We start from the raw sequence: 20,040 nt of genomic DNA on the forward strand, positions 1-20,040 counted from the left end.
TAAGACTGTTTTTTGCCGTCTACCCTACCAAAAGTGATGAATTTAATCTGTACCCCTCAATGCGACACTCAACTAAACGCCGCTCATGGAGTACGAGCAATGCCACACGAAGGCAGCCTTCTACAGACCGCAGTCATCTTCCTGCTAGCAGCCGTCATTGCGGTTCCACTCGCCAAGCGCCTGCAGCTAGGCGCTGTCATCGGCTACCTGCTGGCCGGCGTGGCCATCGGGCCCCAGGCCCTGGGGCTGATCCACGATACCGAGAGCGTCTCGCACATCTCGGAACTGGGTGTGGTCCTGCTGTTGTTCATCATTGGCCTTGAACTCTCGCCGAAACGGTTGTGGCTGATGCGCAAATCGGTATTCGGCGTCGGCCTGGCCCAGGTGCTGCTGACCGGCGCGCTGCTGGGTGGCATTGCCTTGTTCGGCTTTGGCCAGTCAGTGCCTGCCGCCGTGGTCGCCGGCCTGGGCCTGGCCTTGTCGTCCACGGCCCTGGGCCTGCAGAGCCTTGCCGAAAGCAAACAGCTCAATGCACCGCACGGGCGCCTTGCCTTTGCCATCCTGCTGTTCCAGGACATCGCAGCCATTCCATTGATCGCCCTGGTGCCACTGCTGGCGGCAAGTGGTGCGAACGCGAGCGATGGCGACAGCCTGGAGCACGGGCTGAAGATTTTCGCCAGCATCGCCATCGTCATCGTCGGCGGCCGCTACCTGCTGCGTCCGGTATTTCGCATCGTGGCCCGTACCCGCCTGCCCGAGGTCTCCACCGCCACCGCATTGCTGGTGGTGATCGGCACTGCCTGGCTGATGGAGCAGGCCGGGATCTCCATGGCCCTGGGCGCGTTTCTGGCCGGCCTGCTGCTGGCCGACTCCGAATATCGTCACGAGCTGGAGTCGCAGATCGAACCGTTCAAGGGCTTGCTACTGGGCCTGTTCTTCATGAGCGTCGGCATGGGTGCCAACTTGCGCCTGCTGCTGGAGACACCAGGCCTGCTGCTTGGCCTGACGCTGTTGCTGGTACTGGTAAAACTGCCCGTGCTGATGCTGGTCGGTCGCCTCGCCGGCGGCCTGAACACCAGCAATGCATTGCGCCTGGGCGTGGTGTTGGCCGCAGGCGGCGAATTCGCTTTCGTGGTCTTCAAGCTGGGCAAGGACCAGGGCCTGTTCGACGCCCATGCGTATGACCTGTTGCTGATGGCCATTACCCTGTCGATGGCTGCTACCCCGCTGTTGCTGCTGGGCTGCGCCCGCCTGTTGAAGCGCTCGCAGCCGGCCCGCGAAGTCCCTGAGCAGTACAAGGCGATCGAAACCGATGCACCCCGGGTTGTGATCGTAGGCATGGGACGCATGGGCCAGATTGTTTCGCGCATCCTCCGGGCGCAGAAGATTCCCTTCATCGCGCTCGACACCTCGGTGGACGCGATCGAGATGACCCGCACCTTCGAACAGGCTCCGGTGTTCTACGGTGACCCGCTGCGCCCCGAAGTCCTGCATGCTGCCAAGGTGGGCGAGGCTGAGTACTTCGTGATCACGACCGATGACCCCGACATCACTACCCGGACCGCCGAACGGGTCAAGCGCCTGTACCCACACCTGAAGGTCCTTGCCCGGGCGCGTAACCGACAGCATGTGCACAAGTTGATCGACGTCGGCGCCGAGCCCATCCGCGAGACATTCCATTCAAGCCTCGAGATGACCCGCCTGGCCCTGATCGGCCTGGGGCTTTCCACCGAACAGGCGGCCGATCGAATCCAGCGATTCGCCGAGCATGACGAACAGGTGCTGGAGGCCCAGGGCCGTGTACGCGACGACCGCGCCAAGGTGATGCAGAACGCCCAGGAGGCGCGGGTGGAGCTGGCGCGGCTGTTCGAGTCGGATACGAACTGAAGCAGGAGGAAACCGCACAGCGTCCAGAAGGCTGACAGGCGGCTCTGGACGCTGTTGTACGATGACTCAGATGAACAAGTCGACTGCAAGCTGGAAGGCAACCCACAGTGCCAGGCCGGTGGCGAAGGCCAGCGCCAGGTTCTCGAACAGGTTGTTGCGGTATTCCTTGCTCAGCAGCGACTTCTGGTTGGACATGATCAACAGGCCCAGCGAGATGACCGGCAAGCCGACGATATTCAGCGCGCTCACGCCGATGGTCAGGGTCACGAAGTCGGGCATGCCCGGAATCGACCAGACCAGCGGCGTCACCAGGATGAACAGCATGAACCACCTGTGCATCGGGTCCTTGTGGAACTCCTTGCCGAAGCGCTCGCGACGCTCTGGACGCACGTGCTGGAAGGCATCGGTGATGAGCATGGGGAACGCCGTGGTCTTGCCCGAGATGCTCGCGAACAGCGTGGCGAAGACGCCGATGAAGAAGATGTACCAGCCGATCGGGCCGAAGAACATCTCCAGCGCCTTGCCAAGGTCACCCAAGGTATTCACCTGGATGCCATTGGGCCGCAGGATTTCCGCGCCGACGATCCAGATGGCCAGGTTGATGACGATACCCACGAATACGGCGAACAGCAGGTCGTTGCGTTGCACGCGCTTGTGCTGGGGGCCGATCCAGCCTTTCTGGCGCATCACGTACGGGTGCACGAAGTTGGCCACGGAGCCAGCCACCGCGCCGATCACTGAGACCGCCACCAGCATGGCGCCGTGCATGCCTTCGTCGGCAGGGATGCTGAAGCCGATGGTACCTTTGACGATACCGACGACGTCCGGGCCAGACATGACCGCCAGGGCCAGGAAAGCCAGGGTCATGACCGCCAGCAAGACTTTCATCACGCCTTCGATCATCGAGTAGATGTTGCGACCGACCAGCATCCACACCGCCAGGACCACCGCCATCGAGCACAGGAGCGGATAGTCGATGCGCAACAGCATCGCCAGGGACTCGCCGGCCCCCTTGATCATGTAGGCGTTCATCAGGTGGCCCATGATCAGCGCGTATCCCAGCATGAACCAAGCGAACACCGGATGCAGCTGGGCATAGCCCTGCAGGATGGTCATGCCCTGGTTATTGCACAGCTGGAAGCGGGCAATGATGTTGACGATCAGATAGCGCAGCAACAGCGAGACCGCCAGTACCCACATCATGGCGTAACCGTAGTTGGCGCCGGCGACGGAGGAAGTAATCAGATCACCTGCACCCAGCCAGGACAGCACGGCGATGATGCCTGGTCCAAGCAGTTTCACCGCCCGGGAGAGGCGGCTTTGGGAAGGCATGACAGTCTTGCCCTCGGCAGAAGGAATGCTCGTCATCGAGGTGTCTCCGTTATTTTTGTAGTGAGAGCGGGGTGAAGTCGACCACAGTAGGTAGGACGTCGTACAACTAAATTATCACGTAAACGTTGCAAGATGTTTCATAATTTCCTCAGCGCAGGGTGCTTGCCTGGTGTGGCCTGTCTACGGCGCTGGAGCGAGCATGCCACTCAGCCAGGACGGTATCGCAAGGCCTCGGCAAGATGACCGCGGCCGATGGCATCGACCTGCTCCAGGTCCGCCAGGGTACGGGCCACCTTGAGCAGGCGATGGGCTGCGCGCAAGGATAGCGTCAGCCGCTCGCAGGCCGTCTCCAGCCATTTCTGGTCCTCGGCAGTCAAAGGACAATGACGTCGTAGCGCCTTGAGATCGAGAAACGCATTGGCGCAGCCTTGCCGCGCTTGCTGCAGCTCCCGCGCCGCGGCCACCACCTTGGCGACACTGATACTGGTCTCGCCGCTGGGCTGCTCCGAGAGGACAGTGCTTTCCCGAGCCACGGTCAGGTGCAGGTCGATGCGATCGAGCAGCGGGCCGGACAACTTGTTGCGATAGCGCTGCACTTGCTCGTTGCTGCAGCGGCAGCGGCCGGTAGGGTCGCCCAGGTAGCCGCACGGGCATGGGTTCATCGCCGCCACCAGTTGGAAACGGGCTGGAAAGCGGACCTTGTCCCTGGCCCGAGCCACTACGATTTCACCGCTCTCCAAGGGCTCGCGCAGCACCTCCAGCACGCGCCGTTCGAACTCCGGCAGTTCATCGAGAAACAGCACGCCGTGGTGGGCGAGGGTGATCTCTCCAGGCTGCGGACGGCCTCCGCCGCCCACCAGCGCCGCGCCTGAAGCCGAGTGGTGGGGGTGACGAAACGGCCGCTGAGGCCAGCTGTTCAGCGGCGCGTGCCCGCTGACGGACTGGATGGCCGCCACCTCCAGCGCTTCATGCTCGCCAAGGGGCGGCAGCAGCCCTGGCAGGCGACTGGCGAGCAAGGTCTTGCCGGTGCCGGGCGGCCCTGTGAACAGCAGGTTGTGCGCCCCGGCCGCAGCCACCAGCAGCGCGCGCTTGGCAGCAAGCTGGCCCTGCACTTCACTGAGGTCGGGATAGGGCCGGCTGTGCAGTACCAGACCGTTGGATGCGAAGGGCTGCAGCGGCGTATGCCCGGTGAGATGGGTAACCAGCTCCATCAGGCTGCCGACCGCATATACGACCAGGCCCGAGGCCAGGCAGGCTTCCTCAGCGTTCTCCTTGGGCACCATCAGCGCTCGCCCAGCCTCCCGCGCGGCGAGCGCTGCGGGCAGTACGCCCTGCACTGGCCTGAGTACTCCCGACAGCGCCAGCTCGCCAAGGCACTCGAACTCGCACAGGCTACCGACCGGCACCTGGCCGCTGGCGGCAAGAATGCCCAGGGCGATGGCCAGGTCGTAACGGCCGCCATCCTTGGGCAGGTCCGCGGGCGCCAGGTTCTGCGTGATGCGCCGTGCCGGGTAGTTCAGCCCTGAGTTGATGATGGCGCTGCGCACCCGGTCCTTGCTTTCCTTGACCGTGGTCTCTGGCAGGCCGACCAGGGTCAGGTGGGGCAGGCCATTGGCCAGATGGGTTTCAACGCTGACAGCAGGGGCCAGCACGCCCAACTGGGCGCGGCTGTGGACAAGGGCAAGGGACATGAACACTCCATGATCGGGGAAAAGGACCGCGTCCTGCGGTCCTTGAAGGGTAGGGGAACGGCTGCCTCGCGTATGGAAAGACTGCGTCCGGATCTTTCATTGCTGCTTCCTACCCCAACGCCCCCGCAGCCGTTGTCATCATCTCGTGTATCAACTGCCCGAACCGTTGCGTCAGCAGGCTTTGCGGGCGGTCCGCAGGCAGCAGCATGTAAGTCGTGAAGCGGATCTCTGGCAGGAACGGCCGCGTTTCGATTCCGACATGCCGATACTCGGCGGCCACCAGCGGGCTGACGATGCTTACCCCGAGCCCTAGCCCCACCAGGGAGCACACCGTGGCGGCGTGGTGCGTTTCCAGGTTCATCTTGCGGTACAGCCTGTCGTCCGGAAAACACCGGTCGATCCGCTTGCGCGAACCATCGTTCTGCGAGAGCGAAATGAATTCCTCGCCTTTCAGATCTTCCGGCTTCACGGCGGACAGCGCGCCAAGTCGATGACCAATGGGGAATACGCACACCCCCGGCACGTCGCAGATGACCTGGGTCTCGACGCCTGGCATGGCTTCGCCCACATACGACGCCAGCCCCAGGTCGCAGAACTGCGAGGCGGCCCAATGGCCGACCGTCGGCGAGTCGTTGGTGTGAATGGAAATTGCTACATCGGGGTTCTGCTGGCGAAAACGCTGGATCACTCGCGGCAGCACCGTCAGCGTCAGCGAAGGCACCGCTCCGATACGCAGGCGCCCGGTGCCGCCGCGCCGGATGTTGCGAGCGGAGGATTCCAGGCTCTGCAGCCCGATGAATGCCCGCTCGACATCGGCGAACAACGCTGCGCCTTCGTCAGTGGGCAACAGCCTGCCGCCAATGCGTTCGAACAGCTTGAAACCGCTGCTGCGCTCCAGCTGCGCGATCAGCCGGCTGATATTGGGTTGTGAGGTATGCAGGTGCTCGGCAGCGGCCGTCATCGAGCCACTGAGCATCACCGCGCGGAACGCTTCGACTTGCTTGAAATTCATGGGCTCCCCATATCAATCCGGTATGGCCGATTGTCGAACTGTCATTTGTTTGCATGAGCTGAACGCTTTATAAGATATCACATCGACGTCACCGCACAGACGGGCGCGATGCAATTCGAGCACCAGGCAGTGAAGAATCACAAGAAACACTGCTGCTCATCACTCTGTCTCTGCCCTTGTATTCATGGTGTCGCGAAGCGATTCGCGCTGATCGACGCTGATATGTAAACCGGGAGGCATCATGTCGTTTACTTTCAAGATCCTTGGTAGTGCGTTGGCGTTTTCGTGCGTAGCGATGACGGCTTCGATGCAGGCTTCTGCCGTCGAGCTTCCAGCAGTACCTGAAGAGATAAAAGAGGCAGGCCAATTGCGCGCCGGTGTGCGCTGTGACCAGCCACCGTATGGGTTCCAGGATGGCAGTGGCGAATTCGCCGGCGTCGAAGTGGAGATGGCCAAGCAGATCGCGCTGTGGGCCCTGGGCTCAAAGGACAAGGTGACCTTCACCTGCGTCACGGCCGAAAACCGCGTGCCTCAGTTGCTTGGCCGCAAGGTCGACTTTCTGATCGCGACCCTCGGTGTCACCCCGGAACGCCTGCGGGTCATCGACTTCACGACCCCCTACCGCTGGGGCGCGAGTGATGTGGTGGTCAAGAAGGACAGCCCGGTCCGCAAGATCGCCGACCTCAACGGCAAGACCCTCGCCACCCTCAAGGGATCGGTGCAGGCCAAGTGGTTCGAGGACCACATGCCGGAAGTCAAGACACTGCGCATGAACAGCGCCGCCGATGCGCTGCAGACCTTCCGCCAGGGCCGCGCGGATGCCTATACCCATGATGCGGCGACGCTCGTGGTGGTAGCGGACAACGACAAGGACGCGCGCCTGCTGAACGAGCCGTTCCAGATTTCCGATGCGGCGATCGGCGTGCGCAAGAACAGCGAAGCCTGGCGTGATTTCCTGAGCGCCTCGGTATCCAGGATGCGCGAAGAGCATCTGTTCCGCGGCTGGGTGCAGCAGTTCGTGCCGCAAAACATCCAGGGTTACTACCTCAGCGTCTTCGAGCAGGCAAAACCTGCCGAAGCCCTCTGAGCGGGCGCCGCGCATGGACTTCGATATCGACTACCTGGCGGCGCAGTGGCCTGCGCTGCTCGATGGCGTGCTGATGACGTTGCAGGTCACGCTGCTGGCGATCATCTGCTCACTGCTCATCGGTGTGCTGGGCGGTGCGGCCCGGGTGCTCAAGGTTCCGGTGCTGAGCCAGTTCGTGGTGGGGTACGTCGAGCTGATCCGCAATACCCCGATCCTGGTGCAGCTGTTTTTCATTTTCTACGGCCTGCCAGCGGTGGGGATGGAACTGTCGCTGTTCTGGTCCGGGGTGCTTTGCCTGTCGCTGTGGGCCGGGGCGTACCAGATCGAGAACATGCGCGGCGGCCTGGCAACGGTGGAACACGGCATGCGCGAGGCCAGCAATGCCTTGAGCCTGAAGACCAGCCATTACTTCTGCCTGGTCGCCATGCCGATCGCCTTTCGGACCAGTTTGCCAGCGGTGCTCAACACGTCCATCTCGTTGTTGAAAAACTCTTCGTACCTGCAAGCGATCGGGCTTGCCGAACTGACTTTCGTCGCGGTCGATCGCATTGCCACGGATTTCAGGGCGATCGAGATGTTCAGTGCGATCTGCGTGATGTACCTGGTGCTGGTAGGGGTTCTGGCGCTGTTGACCGGTCGGCTTTCGGCCCACTTGCAACGCCCTTTCCGGCAGTGAGGCGAGCATGAATTTTCTAGTCGAGAACTGGGCCTTTGTCGGCAAAGGCCTGTGGATGACCCTGCGCCTGGCGTTGGTGGTGCTGCTGTTCACCACAATCATTTCAACCGTTCTGGGGGTGCTGGCCACCCTGAAGAACCGGCTGCTGTGGTGGACGATCCATGGCTACGTCGAGCTGTTCAGATCGATCCCGCTGATCGTCAACGTGTTCTTCATCTTCTTCGGTGCTCCCATGTTCGGGCTGGACCTCAGCCCCTTCGCTGCGGTCACCACGGGACTCACCTTGTGGGGCAGCGCCAACGGCATCGAGATCGTGCGGGGCGGCCTGGAGTCGGTGTCGCGGCATCAGTGGAAGAGCGCATGGGCGTTGGGCCTGCGGCCGTGGCAGATCTACCTGCACATCATTGCCCCGCAGTCGATGCGAGCGATCCTGCCCGCCTACACCGGCCTGCTGACCATGCTGGTGCAAGCCACATCCCTGGGGGCGCTGGTAGGGGTGAGCGAGTTTCTCAAAGTTGGCCAGATCATCATCGAACGCGAGACGGTGATGACTGGCGTCAGCCCCGCCTTTGCCGTCTATGGCGTGGTCCTGCTGGTTTATTTCGTTATCTGTTCATTGCTGAGCTGGTTCAGCCGTTATCTCGAACGTCGGCTGGGTCGCCCGGTGACGCGAGCCACAATTGATGAGGGGGCAACATGCAAGAATCCAAAGTCAGCCGGCGCCTGAAGGAAACCACGGCCCCGGAAGTCAACGAGTTCATCTATCGGCCGCGATTGCAGGGTTTTTCGGAAGGCTTCGGCCTGCTGGGCGACATCAACAAGGCTCACATCGTCATGCTCGCCGAACGGGGGCTGATCCGCAGCGAGCATGCGGCCACGTTGGCCAGGGGCGTGCTGGACATGGAGGAGGCAGGACCCGACGTGGTCCCGCTCGATCCCTCGCGCGAGGACGCCTACTTCAACTATGAAGCGCATTTGATCGAGCAGATCGGTGCCGACGTTGGCGGCCGCCTGCATACCGGGCGCAGCCGTAACGACCTGCTGGCGACCCTGGACCGCATGCGCTGCCGCGAGGTCCTGATGGACCTCGTCGACGAGCTTGTCCAGGTCCGGGCAACCGCCATCAGCCAGGCGGCTCTTTATGCCGAAGTGGTGATGCCCGGCTATACCCACCTGCAGCCGGCGCAGCCGATCACCTATGGCTACTACCTGTCGGCGGTAGAGCAGGCGCTGGAGCGCGATTGCAGCCGTCTGAGCCACACCTTGGAAACGATGAACCAGAGCCCGATGGGCGCTGCCGCCTTCGCGGGGACCCCGTTCGATATCGACCGGGCACGTACGGCGCAGCTTCTGGGTTTCGATGGCTACCTGGATAACGCCCTGGATGCGGTGGGCTCGCGCGACTTCATCCTGGAGAGCCTTTCGCACCTTAGCCTGCTGTCAGTGTTCTGGAGCCGGATCGCGCAGGATTACTTTGTCTGGAGCACTCATGAGTTCAGTCTCATCGATTTCCCCGACAGCGTCGCGGCGACGTCGAGCATCATGCCCCAGAAAAAGAATCCGACGGTGCTCGAGTACCTCAAGGGCCGCAGCGGGCACATCCTCGGGCTGCTGATGGGCGCAAGCGTGTCCATCAAGGGCACCAACTTTTCTCATACCGGAGACGCCAACCGCGAAGGCACCCGTGGCTTCTGGGAGGCCGCAGAGGAGAGCCTGCGCTGCTTGAAGCTGCTGAACCTGGTGCTGCGCACGGCAGTGCCCAACGCCACCTTGGCCGTCAAGCGCGCGGGTGAGGACTTCTCGACCGCGACCGGCCTGGCCGACCTGATCGTGCGTGAGGCGGACCTGTCATTTCGCGAGGCGCATCACGTGGTCGGCGGCGCGGTACGCATGGCCATGGACGCCGGGCTGCTGGCTCACCAGATCGATACCAGGATGGTCGATGCCTGCGCCATCGAGCAGCTCGGGCACGCACTCAACCTGCCCGCGCAGAAGGTCCGCGACTGTCTCGACCCGACCGCCAACGTGCAAGCCCGGATGTCTTCGGGTGGTCCCTCGCTGTCATCCCTGAAACCGAGCCTGGCCCGTGCCGAACAGCGCATCGCCACCGACCGCAAGGCCAACCTGGAGCGTCGCGAGCGCTTGAGCGCAGCCAATCGCACCCTGCAGGAACTGACTCGCGCGCAGGCCGACTCATGAGCACCATGCTGACCGTCCGCGGCCTGCACAAGCGCTTCGACCAGCATGAAGTGGTCAAGGGTGTGGACCTGGACGTACGCGAGGGCGAGGTGGTGGTGATCATTGGGCCCAGTGGATCGGGCAAGTCCACGTTCATCCGCTGCCTTAACAGTCTCGAGGAGCCCAGTGCGGGGAGCGTGGTCATCGGCGGCGGCGAGTCGATCAAGGCGGGAGACCGCAAGGCCCTGGCCAGGCTGCGGGAAGAGGTGGGCATGGTGTTCCAGGACTACACCCTGTTTCCCCACATGACCGTGATGGCGAACATGACGCTGGCGCCCGTCAAGCTCAAGCGCTCTTCCAAAGATGAGGCGCAACGCACTGCGCTGGCCCTGCTCGACCGCGTCGGGCTGCGTCACAAGGCTGAAGGCTATCCCTCGGAGCTATCGGGCGGCCAGCAGCAGCGGGTGGCGATCGTCCGTGCGCTGGCGATGAAGCCCAAGCTGCTGCTGTTCGATGAGCCCACCTCGGCCCTCGACCCGGAAACCGTGGGTGATGTACTGAACGTGATGAAGGGCCTGGCTGCCGAGGGCATGACCATGATCATCGTCACCCATGAGATGGGCTTTGCGCGGGAAGTGGCCGACCGGGTGGTGTTCTTCGATGGCGGCCGGATCGTCGAGATGGGGCCGCCGGCGCAGATATTCACGGCACCCAGGGAAGCGCGTACCCGGCAGTTCCTGCAGAGCGTCCTTCATTAGCCTTCATGTATTGGGGAAACGGATCATGAAAGAGCCAGGCAACGGTGTCGACGGGATTATCCGGATGGAGGGCGTGCACAAGTGGTACGCCGATTTTCATGTACTCAAGGACATCAACCTCAGCGTGCGCCAGGGCGAGCGCATCGTGCTGTGCGGGCCATCGGGCTCGGGCAAGTCGACGACCATCCGCTGCCTCAACCATCTGGAGGCTTACCAGCAAGGGAAGATTGTCATCGACGGCACCGAACTGACTGCTGACAAGCACAGGATCGAGACCATCCGCCGTGAAATCGGCATGGTGTTCCAGCACTTCAATCTGTTTCCGCACCTGACCATCCTGCAGAACTGCATGCTGGCCCCGACCTGGGTGCGCAAGCTGTCGAAAAAAGAGGCTGCGCAGACGGCGATGCACTACCTGGAGCGCGTGCGCATCCCCGAGCAGGCGCACAAGTATCCAGGGCAGCTTTCCGGAGGCCAGCAACAGCGGGTAGCGATCGCCCGAGCGCTGTGCATGAAGCCCAAGATCATGCTGTTCGACGAGCCGACGTCAGCGCTGGATCCAGAGATGGTCAAGGAAGTGCTCGACACCATGGTCGGCCTGGCCGAAGACGGCATGACCATGGTCTGCGTAACCCACGAAATGGGCTTCGCGCGAACCGTGGCCAACCGGGTGATCTTCATGGACAAGGGCGAGATCGTGGAGCAGGCGCCGCCGGACACGTTCTTCGATAGCCCCAGGAATGAGCGCACGCGGCTGTTTCTGGGGCAGGTGTTGCATTGACCGTAGAGCGGGCCCGCTTACGCCTTTACGTAGACCCAAGCCGTCAGACCAGACCCGAGTCCCACCGCTACCCGCTTGTAGTCCGCCACCTCATACCGGTCAGCCGCCGCCAGTTCTTCTTCAGTGAGCTGGAACACCATCCCGTCGACACCATCGGCTGCATCGCCGCTTGGTGACACGATGGGGTGGTGGCTTTTGCCACTGGTGGCGAGGACGGTGGGGTCGGTGATCTCGACCCAGTCCTGGCGGTAGCCGGGCATGCGGTCGGCCCGGCCAGTCAGCTCGCGGCCGAAGCTTGCCAGTTGCACGGCCTTGTCCTGCAAGGTGCCGTAGGAGAACAGCAGCACCGGGTAGTCGCGTGACGCTTGCATGGGGGTCACTCCGAAGCGGGCGGGGTGGCAGGCGGGTTCATCCGCGCGTCGAGCTCGGCGACCTGGGCCTCCAGGGCCTCCAGTCGAGCGCGAGTGCGCGCCAGGACGACCATCTGGCTGTCGAATTCTTCGCGGCTGACCAGGTCGAGCTTGCTGAAGGCGCTCTGCATCAGGGCCTTGAACTGGCCTTCGAGCTCGGCGCGCGGTTGGGCGGTTTCACCACTGAACAGGCGCGACGCCTGGTCGCTCAGGGCGTCGAGAAGAGCTTTGGGCGCAAGCATGTTCGGCATTCCGATAATCAGTGAAAGGCCCAGATTGTAGCACGGGGTCACCCGGGCCCCAGGCTGCACACTTTTTGCGCATGCCGCTCTGAGGGCGCGCACCGAAGTTGTGCGTGTTGCGCATGCTGGCGAGTTGCCAAACCAGAGCATCCAGCCCAACTCGTTGTTTTTGAGCGGTTTATGCAATCTGGCAAGCTTTCTGCAAAGACCGGAAGGAGCCATGCACTGATGCAGTCCGCCGTGACCAGCGCGCTTCGGCAAGGGATTGCAGCCGACGATGCGTTACAAAGCCAGGCGCTGCGCTTAGACTTGAGACGGGTTTGTTTTCCTGGGGCAAGTCCACCATTTCGGGAGAGAGTTTCATGAAGCTAGTCACTGCCATCATCAAGCCGTTCAAGCTGGACGACGTGCGCGAGTCGCTGTCGGAAATCGGCGTGCAGGGCATTACCGTTACCGAGGTCAAAGGCTTCGGGCGGCAGAAGGGTCATACCGAGCTGTATCGCGGCGCCGAGTACGTGGTCGATTTCCTGCCCAAGGTCAAGATCGATGTCGCTATCGATGACAAGGACCTGGACCGGGTGATCGAGGCCATCACCAAGGCAGCCAACACCGGCAAGATCGGTGACGGCAAGATTTTCGTGGTCAATCTGGAGCAGGCGATCCGCATCCGTACCGGCGAAACCGATACCGACGCGATCTGATAACACAGCCTCACCAAACCCCAACGCCCCAGGAGAAAACAACATGACTCTGCGCAAGCTCGCAGGGCTAGGAGCCCTATTGTCCCTCGCATTGCCCGGCCTTGCCCTGGCAGAGGAGGCAACCCCTGTGCTGAACTCCGGCGACACCGCCTGGATGCTGACCGCGACAGCGTTGGTGCTGTTCATGACGATTCCCGGCCTCGCCCTGTTCTACGGCGGTATGGTGCGGTCCAAGAACGTGCTCTCGGTGATGATGCAATGCTTCGCCATCACTGGCCTGATGAGCATCCTGTGGGTGGTCTACGGCTACAGCCTGGCGTTCGATACCACCGGTATGGAACAGGGCGTGATCAACCTCAATTCCTTCGTGGGCGGGTTTTCCAAGGCGTTCCTGAGCGGCGTCACGCCGGACAGCCTGACCGCAGCGTTCCCTGAAGCGGTCTTCATCACCTTCCAGATGACCTTCGCCATCATCACCCCGGCGCTTATCGTCGGTGCCTTCGCCGAACGCATGAAGTTCTCGGCGATGCTGGTCTTCATGGCCATCTGGTTCACCCTGGTATACGCACCGATCGCGCACATGGTCTGGAGCGGCGACGGCGCACTGATGTGGGACTGGGGCGTGCTGGACTTCGCTGGCGGCACCGTGGTGCACATCAACGCGGGTATTGCAGGCCTGGTGGCATGCCTGGTGCTGGGCAAGCGCAAGGGCTACCCGACCACCCCGATGGCCCCGCACAACCTGGGCTACACCCTGATGGGCGCCGCCATGCTGTGGATCGGCTGGTTCGGCTTCAACGCAGGCTCCGCCGCAGCGGCCAACGGCACCGCAGGCATGGCCATGCTGGTCACCCAGATCGCTACCGCCGCCGCTGCCCTGGGCTGGATGTTCGCCGAGTGGATCGGCCACGGTAAGCCAAGCGCTCTGGGCATCGCCTCGGGGGTGGTCGCCGGCCTGGTCGCCATCACTCCGGCCGCCGGTACCGTGGGCCCGATGGGCGCCCTCGTGATCGGCCTGTCGTCGGGCGTGATCTGCTACTTCTGCGCCACCAGCCTCAAGCGCAAGCTCGGCTACGACGATTCGCTGGACGCCTTTGGTGTACACGGTGTCGGCGGTATCGTCGGCGCGATCCTCACCGGCGTGTTCGCGGCACCCGCCCTGGGCGGCTTTGGTGAAGTAGTAGACATCGGCGCGCAGGTCTGGATTCAGACCAAGGGCGTGATCTTCACCGTGGTCTACACCGCGATCGTCACCTACGTGATCCTCAAGGTGCTCGACAAGGTGATGGGCCTGCGGGTCAACGACGAAACCGAGTCGGTGGGCCTCGACCTCGCTCAGCACAACGAGCGCGGCTACAACCTGTAACCTTCCTTGAAAAACATGCCCGGTTCGCCGGGCATTTTTTTGCCTGGATTTTGTCTTCGGGGCCAAGGGCAAACGGTTTCCTGCATCCATTTGCGTGTGGCGCGCGAGACTTCGTGGCAGTAGGTAGAAAACTTACAAGCGGGAGTGCGTTTTAGGGACTTTGCTTTTTCTGCGGGCACGCTAGAATGCGCGCCGAAGGGTGTTGATGACCTGTCCGCACACTTCGCCACCCGTTTGCTAGGCTTGCCGCTGGGCGCTCCGCCCAGATGCGCGCAGCCAGCGTGTCGCGGCCGGTGGCGCTGATCTTTTTCGTCGGGCCTTGCCAGGAGCAGGGCCTGCAAGGTACTCCCTTGGTACACGAGGGAAACGCCCCAGGCGGTGGCCACCCCACAGCCTTTGAATTTTCGCTGGTGGCTGTCGGTCTACGGCAACACTGGTCTATAACTAATCTGCTTTTCGCAAGTCATGAGGTAGAACATGAGCGACGATGATCTGGAAAATGATGACCTCGAAGTAGGCGACGAAGACGATGGTGATGAGGGTCTCGAGAGCGCGGCTGACGACGTAGCGTCGGACGCAGGCGACGACGACAGCCCCACCCCGGTTGCCAAGGGCAAGGCCAAGGCTGCTGTCTCGGTTGACGAGATGCCCAGCATGGAAGCCAAGCAGAAGGAGCGCGATGCGCTGGCCAGGGCAATGGAAGAGTTTCTGAACCGCGGTGGCAAGGTTCAGGAAGTCGAGGCCAACGTCGTGGCCGATCCGCCCAAGAAGCCGGATAACAAGTACGGCAGCCGCCCTATCTGAGTGGTGCCGCACGCAAGGAAGCCCGCCGTCGCTGCGGGCTTTTTTGTGCCTGCTCCACTGGCCTTGTCAGCGCCAGCGGGCAAGGACGTCGGGCAGCTGCGAGAGCCGCTGGATCTCGGCGTCTGGCGGGGTCTCGGTGGTCCAGGCCTTGCGCTGCGGGTTGAACCACACTGCGCGCAGCCCCGCCCGCTGGGCGCCGGCGATGTCGTCACCCGGGTGGTCACCGATGTGCACGGCAGCGCCAGCGTCCACGTCGGCACGCCGGAGGGCCTCGCGGAACGGGGCGGGATCAGGCTTGCCGATGCCCAGGTCCTCGGCGCACAGGGCAAACTTGAAATAGTCCGCTAGCCCAAGCCGGCCTACGTCGGCGTTGCCGTTGGTGACCACGCCCAGAATGTAATGGTGGCGCAGGATTTCCAACACAGGCTGCACCTCAGGGAAGACTTCGACCTGATGACGGGCATGCAGGAATACCTCGAAGCCTTCGTTGGCCAGCTCCTGAGCGTGTTTCTCGCTGTAGCCGACCTCTTCAAGCGCATGGAACAGCACGCGCCGGCGCAGGGCGCTGATGCGGTGCTTGAGGCCTGGCTCGGCCTGCACCAGGCGCTCGCGAATGGCGTACAGATGCTCGACAGGCACGCCGCCGAGGGTCGGTGCATTGGCCTCCAGCCAGTCGCGCAGCACGACCTCGGCGCTGGCTATCACTGGCGCGGTGTCCCACAGGGTATCGTCCAGATCGAAGGTGATCAGCTTGATGGTCATGAGTCGCTGCCTTTGCTGCGTTTAGCCCGTGGATGGGCACTGTCGTACACCGCGGCCAGGTGCTGGAAGTCCAGGTGAGTGTAGAGCTGCGTGGTGGCGATGTCGGCGTGGCCGAGCATCTCTTGCACGGCGCGCAGGTCCTGGGACGACTCCAGCAAATGGCTGGCGAAGGAATGGCGGAGCATGTGCGGGTGCAGGTGCTGTCCGAGCTCGCGCTCGCCAGCTGCCTGCACGCGCAGTTGAATGGCACGCGGCCCGAGGCGGCGCCCCTGGCGGCTGACGAATACCGCGCGATCCTGCGGGGCGCTGGTACCGCGCAGCTTGAACCACTGCTCCAGTGCCTCGCGGGCCTTGCGCCCCACCGGCAGGACGCGTGTCTTGCTGCCCTTGCCATGCACCTGGACCAGGCCGGCGGCGAGGTCGAGCTGGTCCAGGTCGAGACTGGTCAGCTCCGACAGGCGCAGGCCGGATGAATAGAAGAGCTCGAGAATGGCGTGATCGCGGCGGGCGATGAAGTCATCGTCCACGCCGCCGTCGAGCAACTGCAGGGCGCGGTCGGTGTCCAGGGTCTTGGGCAGGCGCCGCTCGCCCTTGGGCGGCGACAGGCCATTGGCCGGATCGTGCTGGCAGTGGCCTTCGCGATTGAGATAGCGGTAGAACCCGCGCACCGCCGACAGCAGCCGGGCAAGGCTGCGCGAGGACTGGCCATGATGGTGCTGGCGCGCCACCAGCTGGCGCAGCTGTTGCACCTGCAAGTCGCTCCAGCTGGCAATGCCTTGTGTGTCGCAGTAGTCGACGACCTTGTCGAGATCGCGGCGATACGCCAGTTGGGTGTGCACGGACACCTGGCGCTCATTGCGCAGATGAGCGCAATAAGCCTCCAGCTGGCCTTTCATCAGCGCACCGAACGCAGGGTCTGGGTAAAGCGCGGTACCACGCGGCCCAGGACTTCGGCGATGTAGCTCAGAAACAGTGTGCCGACGCTGCTCTTGTAGTGCTGCGGGTCATGGCTGCCGATCGCCAATACTCCGTGCAAGCCCTGGTAATCCAGCGTTGCGACGGCACTTGAGCCAACCTCCTTGCGTTGATCGGCACCAAACAGAAAGTCCAGTTCGTGGTCACGCAGGTTGCCGCTGACCGTCTTGCCGCTGCCCAGCAGCCCGCCGATGGCCTGGTGCGCCTCGGCGCTGTTGACCCAGCGGCCGACCGGGGTGGCGTTTTCACCGAACAGTATCAAGCTGACGAAGGGCACCTTGAACTCCTGGCGCAGGCTGTCTTCGACGGCCATTACCACCTCTTCGAGGCTGTTGGCGTCAAGCAGGTCGAGGATCAGCCGACGGGTCTTGTCGAACAGCCGGTCGTTGTCGCGGGCCACGTCCATCAGTTGCGACAGGCGATGACGCATCTCGATGTTGCGATCACGCAGCAGCTTGAGCTGACGCTCCACCAGCGACACGCTGTCGCCGCGCTGGTGGGGGATGTGCAGCTCGCCGAGCAATTCGTCATGCCCGGCGAAGAACTTCGGGTTGGCCCGCAGGTAACGCGCCACCGCCTCGTCATCGAGGTCGCTGGCCTGCGCGTTTGTAGCCTGGTGCTGATCGGTCATGGCGGAGCCTCGTCTAGAGTCGAACCTGTCCTTCGAACACGCGTACCGCTGGGCCTGTCATCAACACCGGCTTGCCGGGACCTCCCCACTCGATGGACAAGCGTCCACCGGGCAGTTCGATCGACACGGGCGACTCCATCCAGCCCTGGCTGATCGCCGCCACCGCTGCCGCGCAGGCGCCGGTGCCGCACGCCTGGGTTTCACCGGCACCGCGCTCCCACACACGCAGATTGGCGCGATGGCGGTCGATCACCTGGAGAAAGCCGACGTTGACCCGCTGCGGGAAGCGCGGGTGGTGTTCGATTTTCGGCCCGAGCTCGTGCACCGGGGCAGTGATGACGTCATCGACGCGCAGCACGGCATGGGGGTTGCCCATGGAGACCGCAGCCAGCTCGACGCGTTGACCGGCAACGTCCAGTGGATAGCTCAAGGCCTGGGCTGGCGCGTCGAACGGCACCTCTGCGGGGACCAGGCGGGGAGGGCCCATGTCGACACAGATCTGGCCATCGTTGCGCACGTCCAGCTCGATGATGCCACCCTTGGTTTCCACGCGGATGCGCTTCTTCGCGGTCAGGCGCTTGTCGAGCACGAAGCGCGCGAAACAGCGCGCACCATTGCCGCACTGTTCCACTTCCGAGCCGTCCGAGTTGAAGATCCGGTAGCGGAAGTCCACCTCCGGATTGCTTGGCGCCTCGACGATCAGCAGCTGGTCGAAACCTATGCCGGTATGACGGTCGCCCCATTGCTTGGCGTGCTTGGGCTGGATATGAGCGTGCTGGCTGACCAGGTCAAGGACCATGAAGTCGTTGCCCAGCCCGTGCATCTTTGTAAAACGCAGCAGCATGGACTCACTCCGGCAGCAGGCTTTCGCCAGCGTACAGCTCGGCCACGGACTCGCGGCGGCGTACTTCGAAGGCCTGGCCGCCATCGACCAGTACTTCGGCGCAGCGGCCACGGGTGTTGTAGTTCGAGCTCATGACAAAGCCGTAGGCACCGGCAGAGTGAACGGCCAGCAGGTCACCTTCGGCCAGGTTCAGCACGCGGTCCTTGGCCAGGAAGTCGCCGGTCTCGCAGATCGGGCCGACCACGTCATAGGTGCGGCCTTCGCCTTCGCGCGGCTGCACGGTGCTGACGTCCATCCACGCCTGGTAGAGCGCCGGGCGGATCAGGTCGTTCATCGCCGCATCGACGATGGCGAAATCCTTGTGCTCTGTGTGCTTGAGGTACTCGACGCGGGTCAGCAGGACACCGGCATTGGCCACGATGTAGCGGCCCGGTTCGAATACCAATGCCAGGTCGCGGTCGCCGACGCGCTCGCGGATGGCCTTGATGTAGTCGCCCGCCAGCGGTGGCTCCTCGTCGCGGTAGCGCACGCCTACGCCGCCACCCAGGTCCAGGTGACGAAGGTGGATGCCGCAATCGCCAAGGCGGTCGATCAGGTCTAGCAGGCGGTCGAGTGCATCGAGGAAGGGCTCGAGGGTGGTCAGTTGCGAACCGATGTGGCAGTCGACGCCGACTACTTCGAGGTTCGGCAGCTGTGCCGCGCGGATGTACACCTCTTCGGCATCGGCGATGGCGATGCCGAACTTGTTTTCCTTCAGACCGGTGGAGATATACGGGTGCGTACCGGCATCGACGTCCGGGTTGACGCGCAGCGAGACCGGGGCGCGCAGGCCCATCTCGGCGGCAACCACCTGCAGGCGCTCGAGTTCGTCGGTGGACTCTACGTTGAAGCAGTGCACACCCACTTCGAGGGCGCGGCGCATGTCTTCACGGGTCTTGCCGACGCCGGAGAAGACCACGCGGTCGGCACGCCCGCCAGCGGCGAGCACACGCTCGAGCTCGCCGCCGGACACGATGTCGAAACCTGCGCCCAGGCGGGCCAGCACGTTCAGCACGCCGAGGTTGGAGTTGGCCTTGACGGCAAAGCACACCAGGTGCGAAACACCCTGCAGGGCATCGGCGTAGCTGCGGTACTGGGCTTCGATGTGAGCGCGCGAGTAGACATAGGTCGGCGTGCCGAATTGTTCGGCGATGGCCGACAAGGCCACGCCTTCCGCGAACAGTTCACCGTCGCGGTAGTTGAAAGCGTCCATGGGTATCCCTTATTGGTGCTGGTGCTGTTGCGACTTCTTGCCGTCCTTGCTGTCGTCAGGCAGGTACAGAGGGCCCTTCTGGCCGCAGGCCGAGACAAGGCAGGCAACCGCGACCAGCGCCGCGAGGGAGGAAATCAGGCGCTTCATGGCGAAATCCTTTGAAATAAGCAGTATTGCGCCCGAGTATACCGAGCGCCTGCCTGCTTGCCTATGCAGCCACCGGCCCGCCGGGCGGCGGGTGTTATCCTTTGCAATCGTGGCCTGGCGCTCGTATCGTGCCGGGCTTGCGTGTGTGAAGTCATTTTCGAGGTTCTTGCAATGAGTTTGAGCGAAGCGCGTTTTCACGACCTGGTCGACGCGACCCAACAGGCCCTCGAAGACCTGTTCGACGAGAGTGATCTGGACCTGGACATGGAAAATTCCGCCGGGGTGCTGACCATCAGGTTCGAGAACGGCAACCAGTTGATCTTCAGTCGCCAGGAGCCGTTGCGCCAGTTGTGGCTGGCTGACCGTTCGGGTGGTTTCCACTTCGACTACGACCAGGAAAACGGCAAGTGGACCTGCGAGAAGACCGAGGAGCTGCTTGGCGAAATGCTCGAGCGCATCGTCTGGGAGCGCGCGGGTGTCAAGCTGGACTTCGAAGAGATCTGA

General features: G+C 63.1%; 22 protein-coding genes. 11 read left to right on the forward strand and 11 right to left on the reverse strand.

Features of this window, described 5'->3' with window-relative positions:
- Positions 1-99 precede the first annotated feature (99 nt).
- Positions 100-1,887, forward strand: a complete 1,788-nt coding sequence (locus AC0ZZU_RS01200) for a monovalent cation:proton antiporter-2 (CPA2) family protein (RefSeq protein ID WP_476338402.1) — start codon at positions 100-102, stop codon at positions 1,885-1,887.
- A gap of 66 nt (positions 1,888-1,953) precedes the next feature.
- Here the strand turns inward: AC0ZZU_RS01200 and AC0ZZU_RS01205 are convergent, their stop codons facing one another.
- The 3 genes from AC0ZZU_RS01205 to AC0ZZU_RS01215 form a co-directional block, all read right to left on the reverse strand.
- A complete protein-coding gene (locus AC0ZZU_RS01205) occupies positions 1,954-3,255 on the reverse strand; it encodes an Nramp family divalent metal transporter (protein WP_476338404.1) in 1,302 nt (433 codons plus the stop codon).
- Between the two features lie 170 nt (positions 3,256-3,425).
- Positions 3,426-4,910: a YifB family Mg chelatase-like AAA ATPase gene (locus AC0ZZU_RS01210; protein ID WP_476338405.1), complete on the reverse strand. Its 1,485-nt coding sequence runs from the start codon at positions 4,908-4,910 to the stop codon at positions 3,426-3,428.
- Between the two features lie 109 nt (positions 4,911-5,019).
- Positions 5,020-5,922: a LysR substrate-binding domain-containing protein gene (locus AC0ZZU_RS01215; protein WP_476338407.1), complete on the reverse strand. Its 903-nt coding sequence runs from the start codon at positions 5,920-5,922 to the stop codon at positions 5,020-5,022.
- Positions 5,923-6,163: 241 nt separating this feature from the next.
- Between AC0ZZU_RS01215 and AC0ZZU_RS01220 the strand changes: the two genes are divergently transcribed.
- The 6 genes from AC0ZZU_RS01220 to AC0ZZU_RS01245 are packed head-to-tail and all read left to right on the forward strand — an operon-like array spanning position 6,164 to position 11,402.
- Positions 6,164-7,009 carry a transporter substrate-binding domain-containing protein gene (locus tag AC0ZZU_RS01220; protein ID WP_476338409.1) on the forward strand — a complete coding sequence of 282 codons (846 nt, stop codon included), beginning with the start codon at positions 6,164-6,166 and terminating at the stop codon, positions 7,007-7,009.
- 13 nt (positions 7,010-7,022) lie between these two features.
- A complete protein-coding gene (locus AC0ZZU_RS01225; protein WP_476338410.1) occupies positions 7,023-7,685 on the forward strand; it encodes an amino acid ABC transporter permease in 663 nt (220 codons plus the stop codon).
- A gap of 7 nt (positions 7,686-7,692) precedes the next feature.
- A complete protein-coding gene (locus tag AC0ZZU_RS01230) occupies positions 7,693-8,412 on the forward strand; it encodes an amino acid ABC transporter permease (RefSeq protein ID WP_476338411.1) in 720 nt (239 codons plus the stop codon).
- Entirely contained in the window at positions 8,382-9,884 is a 1,503-nt protein-coding gene (gene argH, locus AC0ZZU_RS01235) for an argininosuccinate lyase (RefSeq protein ID WP_476338413.1), read from the forward strand. Before AC0ZZU_RS01230 ends, argH begins: the two co-directional genes overlap by 31 nt.
- Positions 9,881-10,621: an amino acid ABC transporter ATP-binding protein gene (locus tag AC0ZZU_RS01240; RefSeq protein ID WP_476338415.1), complete on the forward strand. Its 741-nt coding sequence runs from the start codon at positions 9,881-9,883 to the stop codon at positions 10,619-10,621. The genes argH and AC0ZZU_RS01240 overlap by 4 nt, the downstream gene beginning before the upstream one ends.
- A gap of 25 nt (positions 10,622-10,646) precedes the next feature.
- Entirely contained in the window at positions 10,647-11,402 is a 756-nt protein-coding gene (locus AC0ZZU_RS01245) for an amino acid ABC transporter ATP-binding protein (RefSeq protein ID WP_476338417.1), read from the forward strand.
- 17 nt (positions 11,403-11,419) lie between these two features.
- On the opposite strand, the gene AC0ZZU_RS01250 is transcribed toward AC0ZZU_RS01245, so the two are convergent.
- On the reverse strand, positions 11,420-11,773 hold the full coding sequence (locus tag AC0ZZU_RS01250; RefSeq protein ID WP_476338418.1) for a gamma-glutamylcyclotransferase family protein: 354 nt from the start codon (positions 11,771-11,773) through the stop codon (positions 11,420-11,422).
- A 5-nt stretch (positions 11,774-11,778) separates the two neighbouring features.
- On the reverse strand, positions 11,779-12,054 hold the full coding sequence (locus tag AC0ZZU_RS01255) for an accessory factor UbiK family protein (RefSeq protein WP_158458818.1): 276 nt from the start codon (positions 12,052-12,054) through the stop codon (positions 11,779-11,781).
- 362 nt (positions 12,055-12,416) lie between these two features.
- Here AC0ZZU_RS01255 and glnK point away from each other — a divergent pair, with 362 nt between their 5' ends.
- The 3 genes from glnK (at position 12,417) to sutA (ending at position 14,925) form a co-directional block, all read left to right on the forward strand.
- Positions 12,417-12,755 carry a P-II family nitrogen regulator gene (gene glnK, locus AC0ZZU_RS01260; RefSeq protein WP_002555808.1) on the forward strand — a complete coding sequence of 113 codons (339 nt, stop codon included), beginning with the start codon at positions 12,417-12,419 and terminating at the stop codon, positions 12,753-12,755.
- 43 nt (positions 12,756-12,798) lie between these two features.
- Positions 12,799-14,121, forward strand: coding sequence for an ammonium transporter (locus AC0ZZU_RS01265; protein ID WP_476338420.1), 1,323 nt, complete (start codon positions 12,799-12,801; stop codon positions 14,119-14,121).
- A 477-nt stretch (positions 14,122-14,598) separates the two neighbouring features.
- Positions 14,599-14,925 (forward strand): transcriptional regulator SutA, encoded by a 327-nt coding sequence (gene sutA / locus AC0ZZU_RS01270; protein ID WP_476338422.1) that lies wholly within the window; start codon positions 14,599-14,601, stop codon positions 14,923-14,925.
- A gap of 66 nt (positions 14,926-14,991) precedes the next feature.
- Here the strand turns inward: sutA and AC0ZZU_RS01275 are convergent, their stop codons facing one another.
- From AC0ZZU_RS01275 to lptM, 6 genes are read right to left on the reverse strand one after another with little or no spacing between them, the layout of a single operon-like run.
- Positions 14,992-15,687 (reverse strand): HAD family hydrolase, encoded by a 696-nt coding sequence (locus tag AC0ZZU_RS01275; RefSeq protein WP_476338423.1) that lies wholly within the window; start codon positions 15,685-15,687, stop codon positions 14,992-14,994.
- The gene (gene xerC / locus AC0ZZU_RS01280; RefSeq protein ID WP_476338424.1) at positions 15,684-16,583 is read right to left on the reverse strand and encodes a tyrosine recombinase XerC; all 900 of its coding nucleotides are present in this window, start codon (positions 16,581-16,583) and stop codon (positions 15,684-15,686) included. Before xerC ends, AC0ZZU_RS01275 begins: the two co-directional genes overlap by 4 nt.
- A complete protein-coding gene (locus AC0ZZU_RS01285) occupies positions 16,583-17,293 on the reverse strand; it encodes a DUF484 family protein (RefSeq protein WP_476338426.1) in 711 nt (236 codons plus the stop codon). The genes xerC and AC0ZZU_RS01285 overlap by 1 nt, the downstream gene beginning before the upstream one ends.
- Positions 17,294-17,306: 13 nt before the next feature.
- Positions 17,307-18,137 (reverse strand): diaminopimelate epimerase, encoded by an 831-nt coding sequence (dapF, locus tag AC0ZZU_RS01290; RefSeq protein ID WP_476338427.1) that lies wholly within the window; start codon positions 18,135-18,137, stop codon positions 17,307-17,309.
- A gap of 4 nt (positions 18,138-18,141) precedes the next feature.
- Positions 18,142-19,389 carry a diaminopimelate decarboxylase gene (lysA, locus tag AC0ZZU_RS01295; RefSeq protein ID WP_476338429.1) on the reverse strand — a complete coding sequence of 416 codons (1,248 nt, stop codon included), beginning with the start codon at positions 19,387-19,389 and terminating at the stop codon, positions 18,142-18,144.
- A 9-nt stretch (positions 19,390-19,398) separates the two neighbouring features.
- Positions 19,399-19,536 (reverse strand): LPS translocon maturation chaperone LptM, encoded by a 138-nt coding sequence (gene lptM / locus AC0ZZU_RS01300; RefSeq protein WP_158458810.1) that lies wholly within the window; start codon positions 19,534-19,536, stop codon positions 19,399-19,401.
- Between the two features lie 171 nt (positions 19,537-19,707).
- Here lptM and cyaY point away from each other — a divergent pair, with 171 nt between their 5' ends.
- Positions 19,708-20,040, forward strand: a complete 333-nt coding sequence (gene cyaY, locus AC0ZZU_RS01305) for an iron donor protein CyaY (RefSeq protein WP_476338431.1) — start codon at positions 19,708-19,710, stop codon at positions 20,038-20,040.

This window comes from Pseudomonas sp. JE3303, from assembly GCF_056312565.1.

What these genes read in the sequence shown, in the direction of transcription:
- AC0ZZU_RS01200 (WP_476338402.1), top strand. Translation starts at nt 100, where the DNA reads ATGCCACACGAAGGCAGCCTTCTACAGACCGCAGTCATCTTCCTGCTA.
- AC0ZZU_RS01205 (WP_476338404.1), bottom strand. Translation starts at nt 3,255, where the DNA reads ATGACGAGCATTCCTTCTGCCGAGGGCAAGACTGTCATGCCTTCCCAA.
- AC0ZZU_RS01210 (WP_476338405.1), bottom strand. Translation starts at nt 4,910, where the DNA reads ATGTCCCTTGCCCTTGTCCACAGCCGCGCCCAGTTGGGCGTGCTGGCC.
- AC0ZZU_RS01215 (WP_476338407.1), bottom strand. Translation starts at nt 5,922, where the DNA reads ATGAATTTCAAGCAAGTCGAAGCGTTCCGCGCGGTGATGCTCAGTGGC.
- AC0ZZU_RS01220 (WP_476338409.1), top strand. Translation starts at nt 6,164, where the DNA reads ATGTCGTTTACTTTCAAGATCCTTGGTAGTGCGTTGGCGTTTTCGTGC.
- AC0ZZU_RS01225 (WP_476338410.1), top strand. Translation starts at nt 7,023, where the DNA reads ATGGACTTCGATATCGACTACCTGGCGGCGCAGTGGCCTGCGCTGCTC.
- AC0ZZU_RS01230 (WP_476338411.1), top strand. Translation starts at nt 7,693, where the DNA reads ATGAATTTTCTAGTCGAGAACTGGGCCTTTGTCGGCAAAGGCCTGTGG.
- argH (WP_476338413.1), top strand. Translation starts at nt 8,382, where the DNA reads ATGCAAGAATCCAAAGTCAGCCGGCGCCTGAAGGAAACCACGGCCCCG.
- AC0ZZU_RS01240 (WP_476338415.1), top strand. Translation starts at nt 9,881, where the DNA reads ATGAGCACCATGCTGACCGTCCGCGGCCTGCACAAGCGCTTCGACCAG.
- AC0ZZU_RS01245 (WP_476338417.1), top strand. Translation starts at nt 10,647, where the DNA reads ATGAAAGAGCCAGGCAACGGTGTCGACGGGATTATCCGGATGGAGGGC.
- AC0ZZU_RS01250 (WP_476338418.1), bottom strand. Translation starts at nt 11,773, where the DNA reads ATGCAAGCGTCACGCGACTACCCGGTGCTGCTGTTCTCCTACGGCACC.
- AC0ZZU_RS01255 (WP_158458818.1), bottom strand. Translation starts at nt 12,054, where the DNA reads ATGCTTGCGCCCAAAGCTCTTCTCGACGCCCTGAGCGACCAGGCGTCG.
- glnK (WP_002555808.1), top strand. Translation starts at nt 12,417, where the DNA reads ATGAAGCTAGTCACTGCCATCATCAAGCCGTTCAAGCTGGACGACGTG.
- AC0ZZU_RS01265 (WP_476338420.1), top strand. Translation starts at nt 12,799, where the DNA reads ATGACTCTGCGCAAGCTCGCAGGGCTAGGAGCCCTATTGTCCCTCGCA.
- sutA (WP_476338422.1), top strand. Translation starts at nt 14,599, where the DNA reads ATGAGCGACGATGATCTGGAAAATGATGACCTCGAAGTAGGCGACGAA.
- AC0ZZU_RS01275 (WP_476338423.1), bottom strand. Translation starts at nt 15,687, where the DNA reads ATGACCATCAAGCTGATCACCTTCGATCTGGACGATACCCTGTGGGAC.
- xerC (WP_476338424.1), bottom strand. Translation starts at nt 16,583, where the DNA reads ATGAAAGGCCAGCTGGAGGCTTATTGCGCTCATCTGCGCAATGAGCGC.
- AC0ZZU_RS01285 (WP_476338426.1), bottom strand. Translation starts at nt 17,293, where the DNA reads ATGACCGATCAGCACCAGGCTACAAACGCGCAGGCCAGCGACCTCGAT.
- dapF (WP_476338427.1), bottom strand. Translation starts at nt 18,137, where the DNA reads ATGCTGCTGCGTTTTACAAAGATGCACGGGCTGGGCAACGACTTCATG.
- lysA (WP_476338429.1), bottom strand. Translation starts at nt 19,389, where the DNA reads ATGGACGCTTTCAACTACCGCGACGGTGAACTGTTCGCGGAAGGCGTG.
- lptM (WP_158458810.1), bottom strand. Translation starts at nt 19,536, where the DNA reads ATGAAGCGCCTGATTTCCTCCCTCGCGGCGCTGGTCGCGGTTGCCTGC.
- cyaY (WP_476338431.1), top strand. Translation starts at nt 19,708, where the DNA reads ATGAGTTTGAGCGAAGCGCGTTTTCACGACCTGGTCGACGCGACCCAA.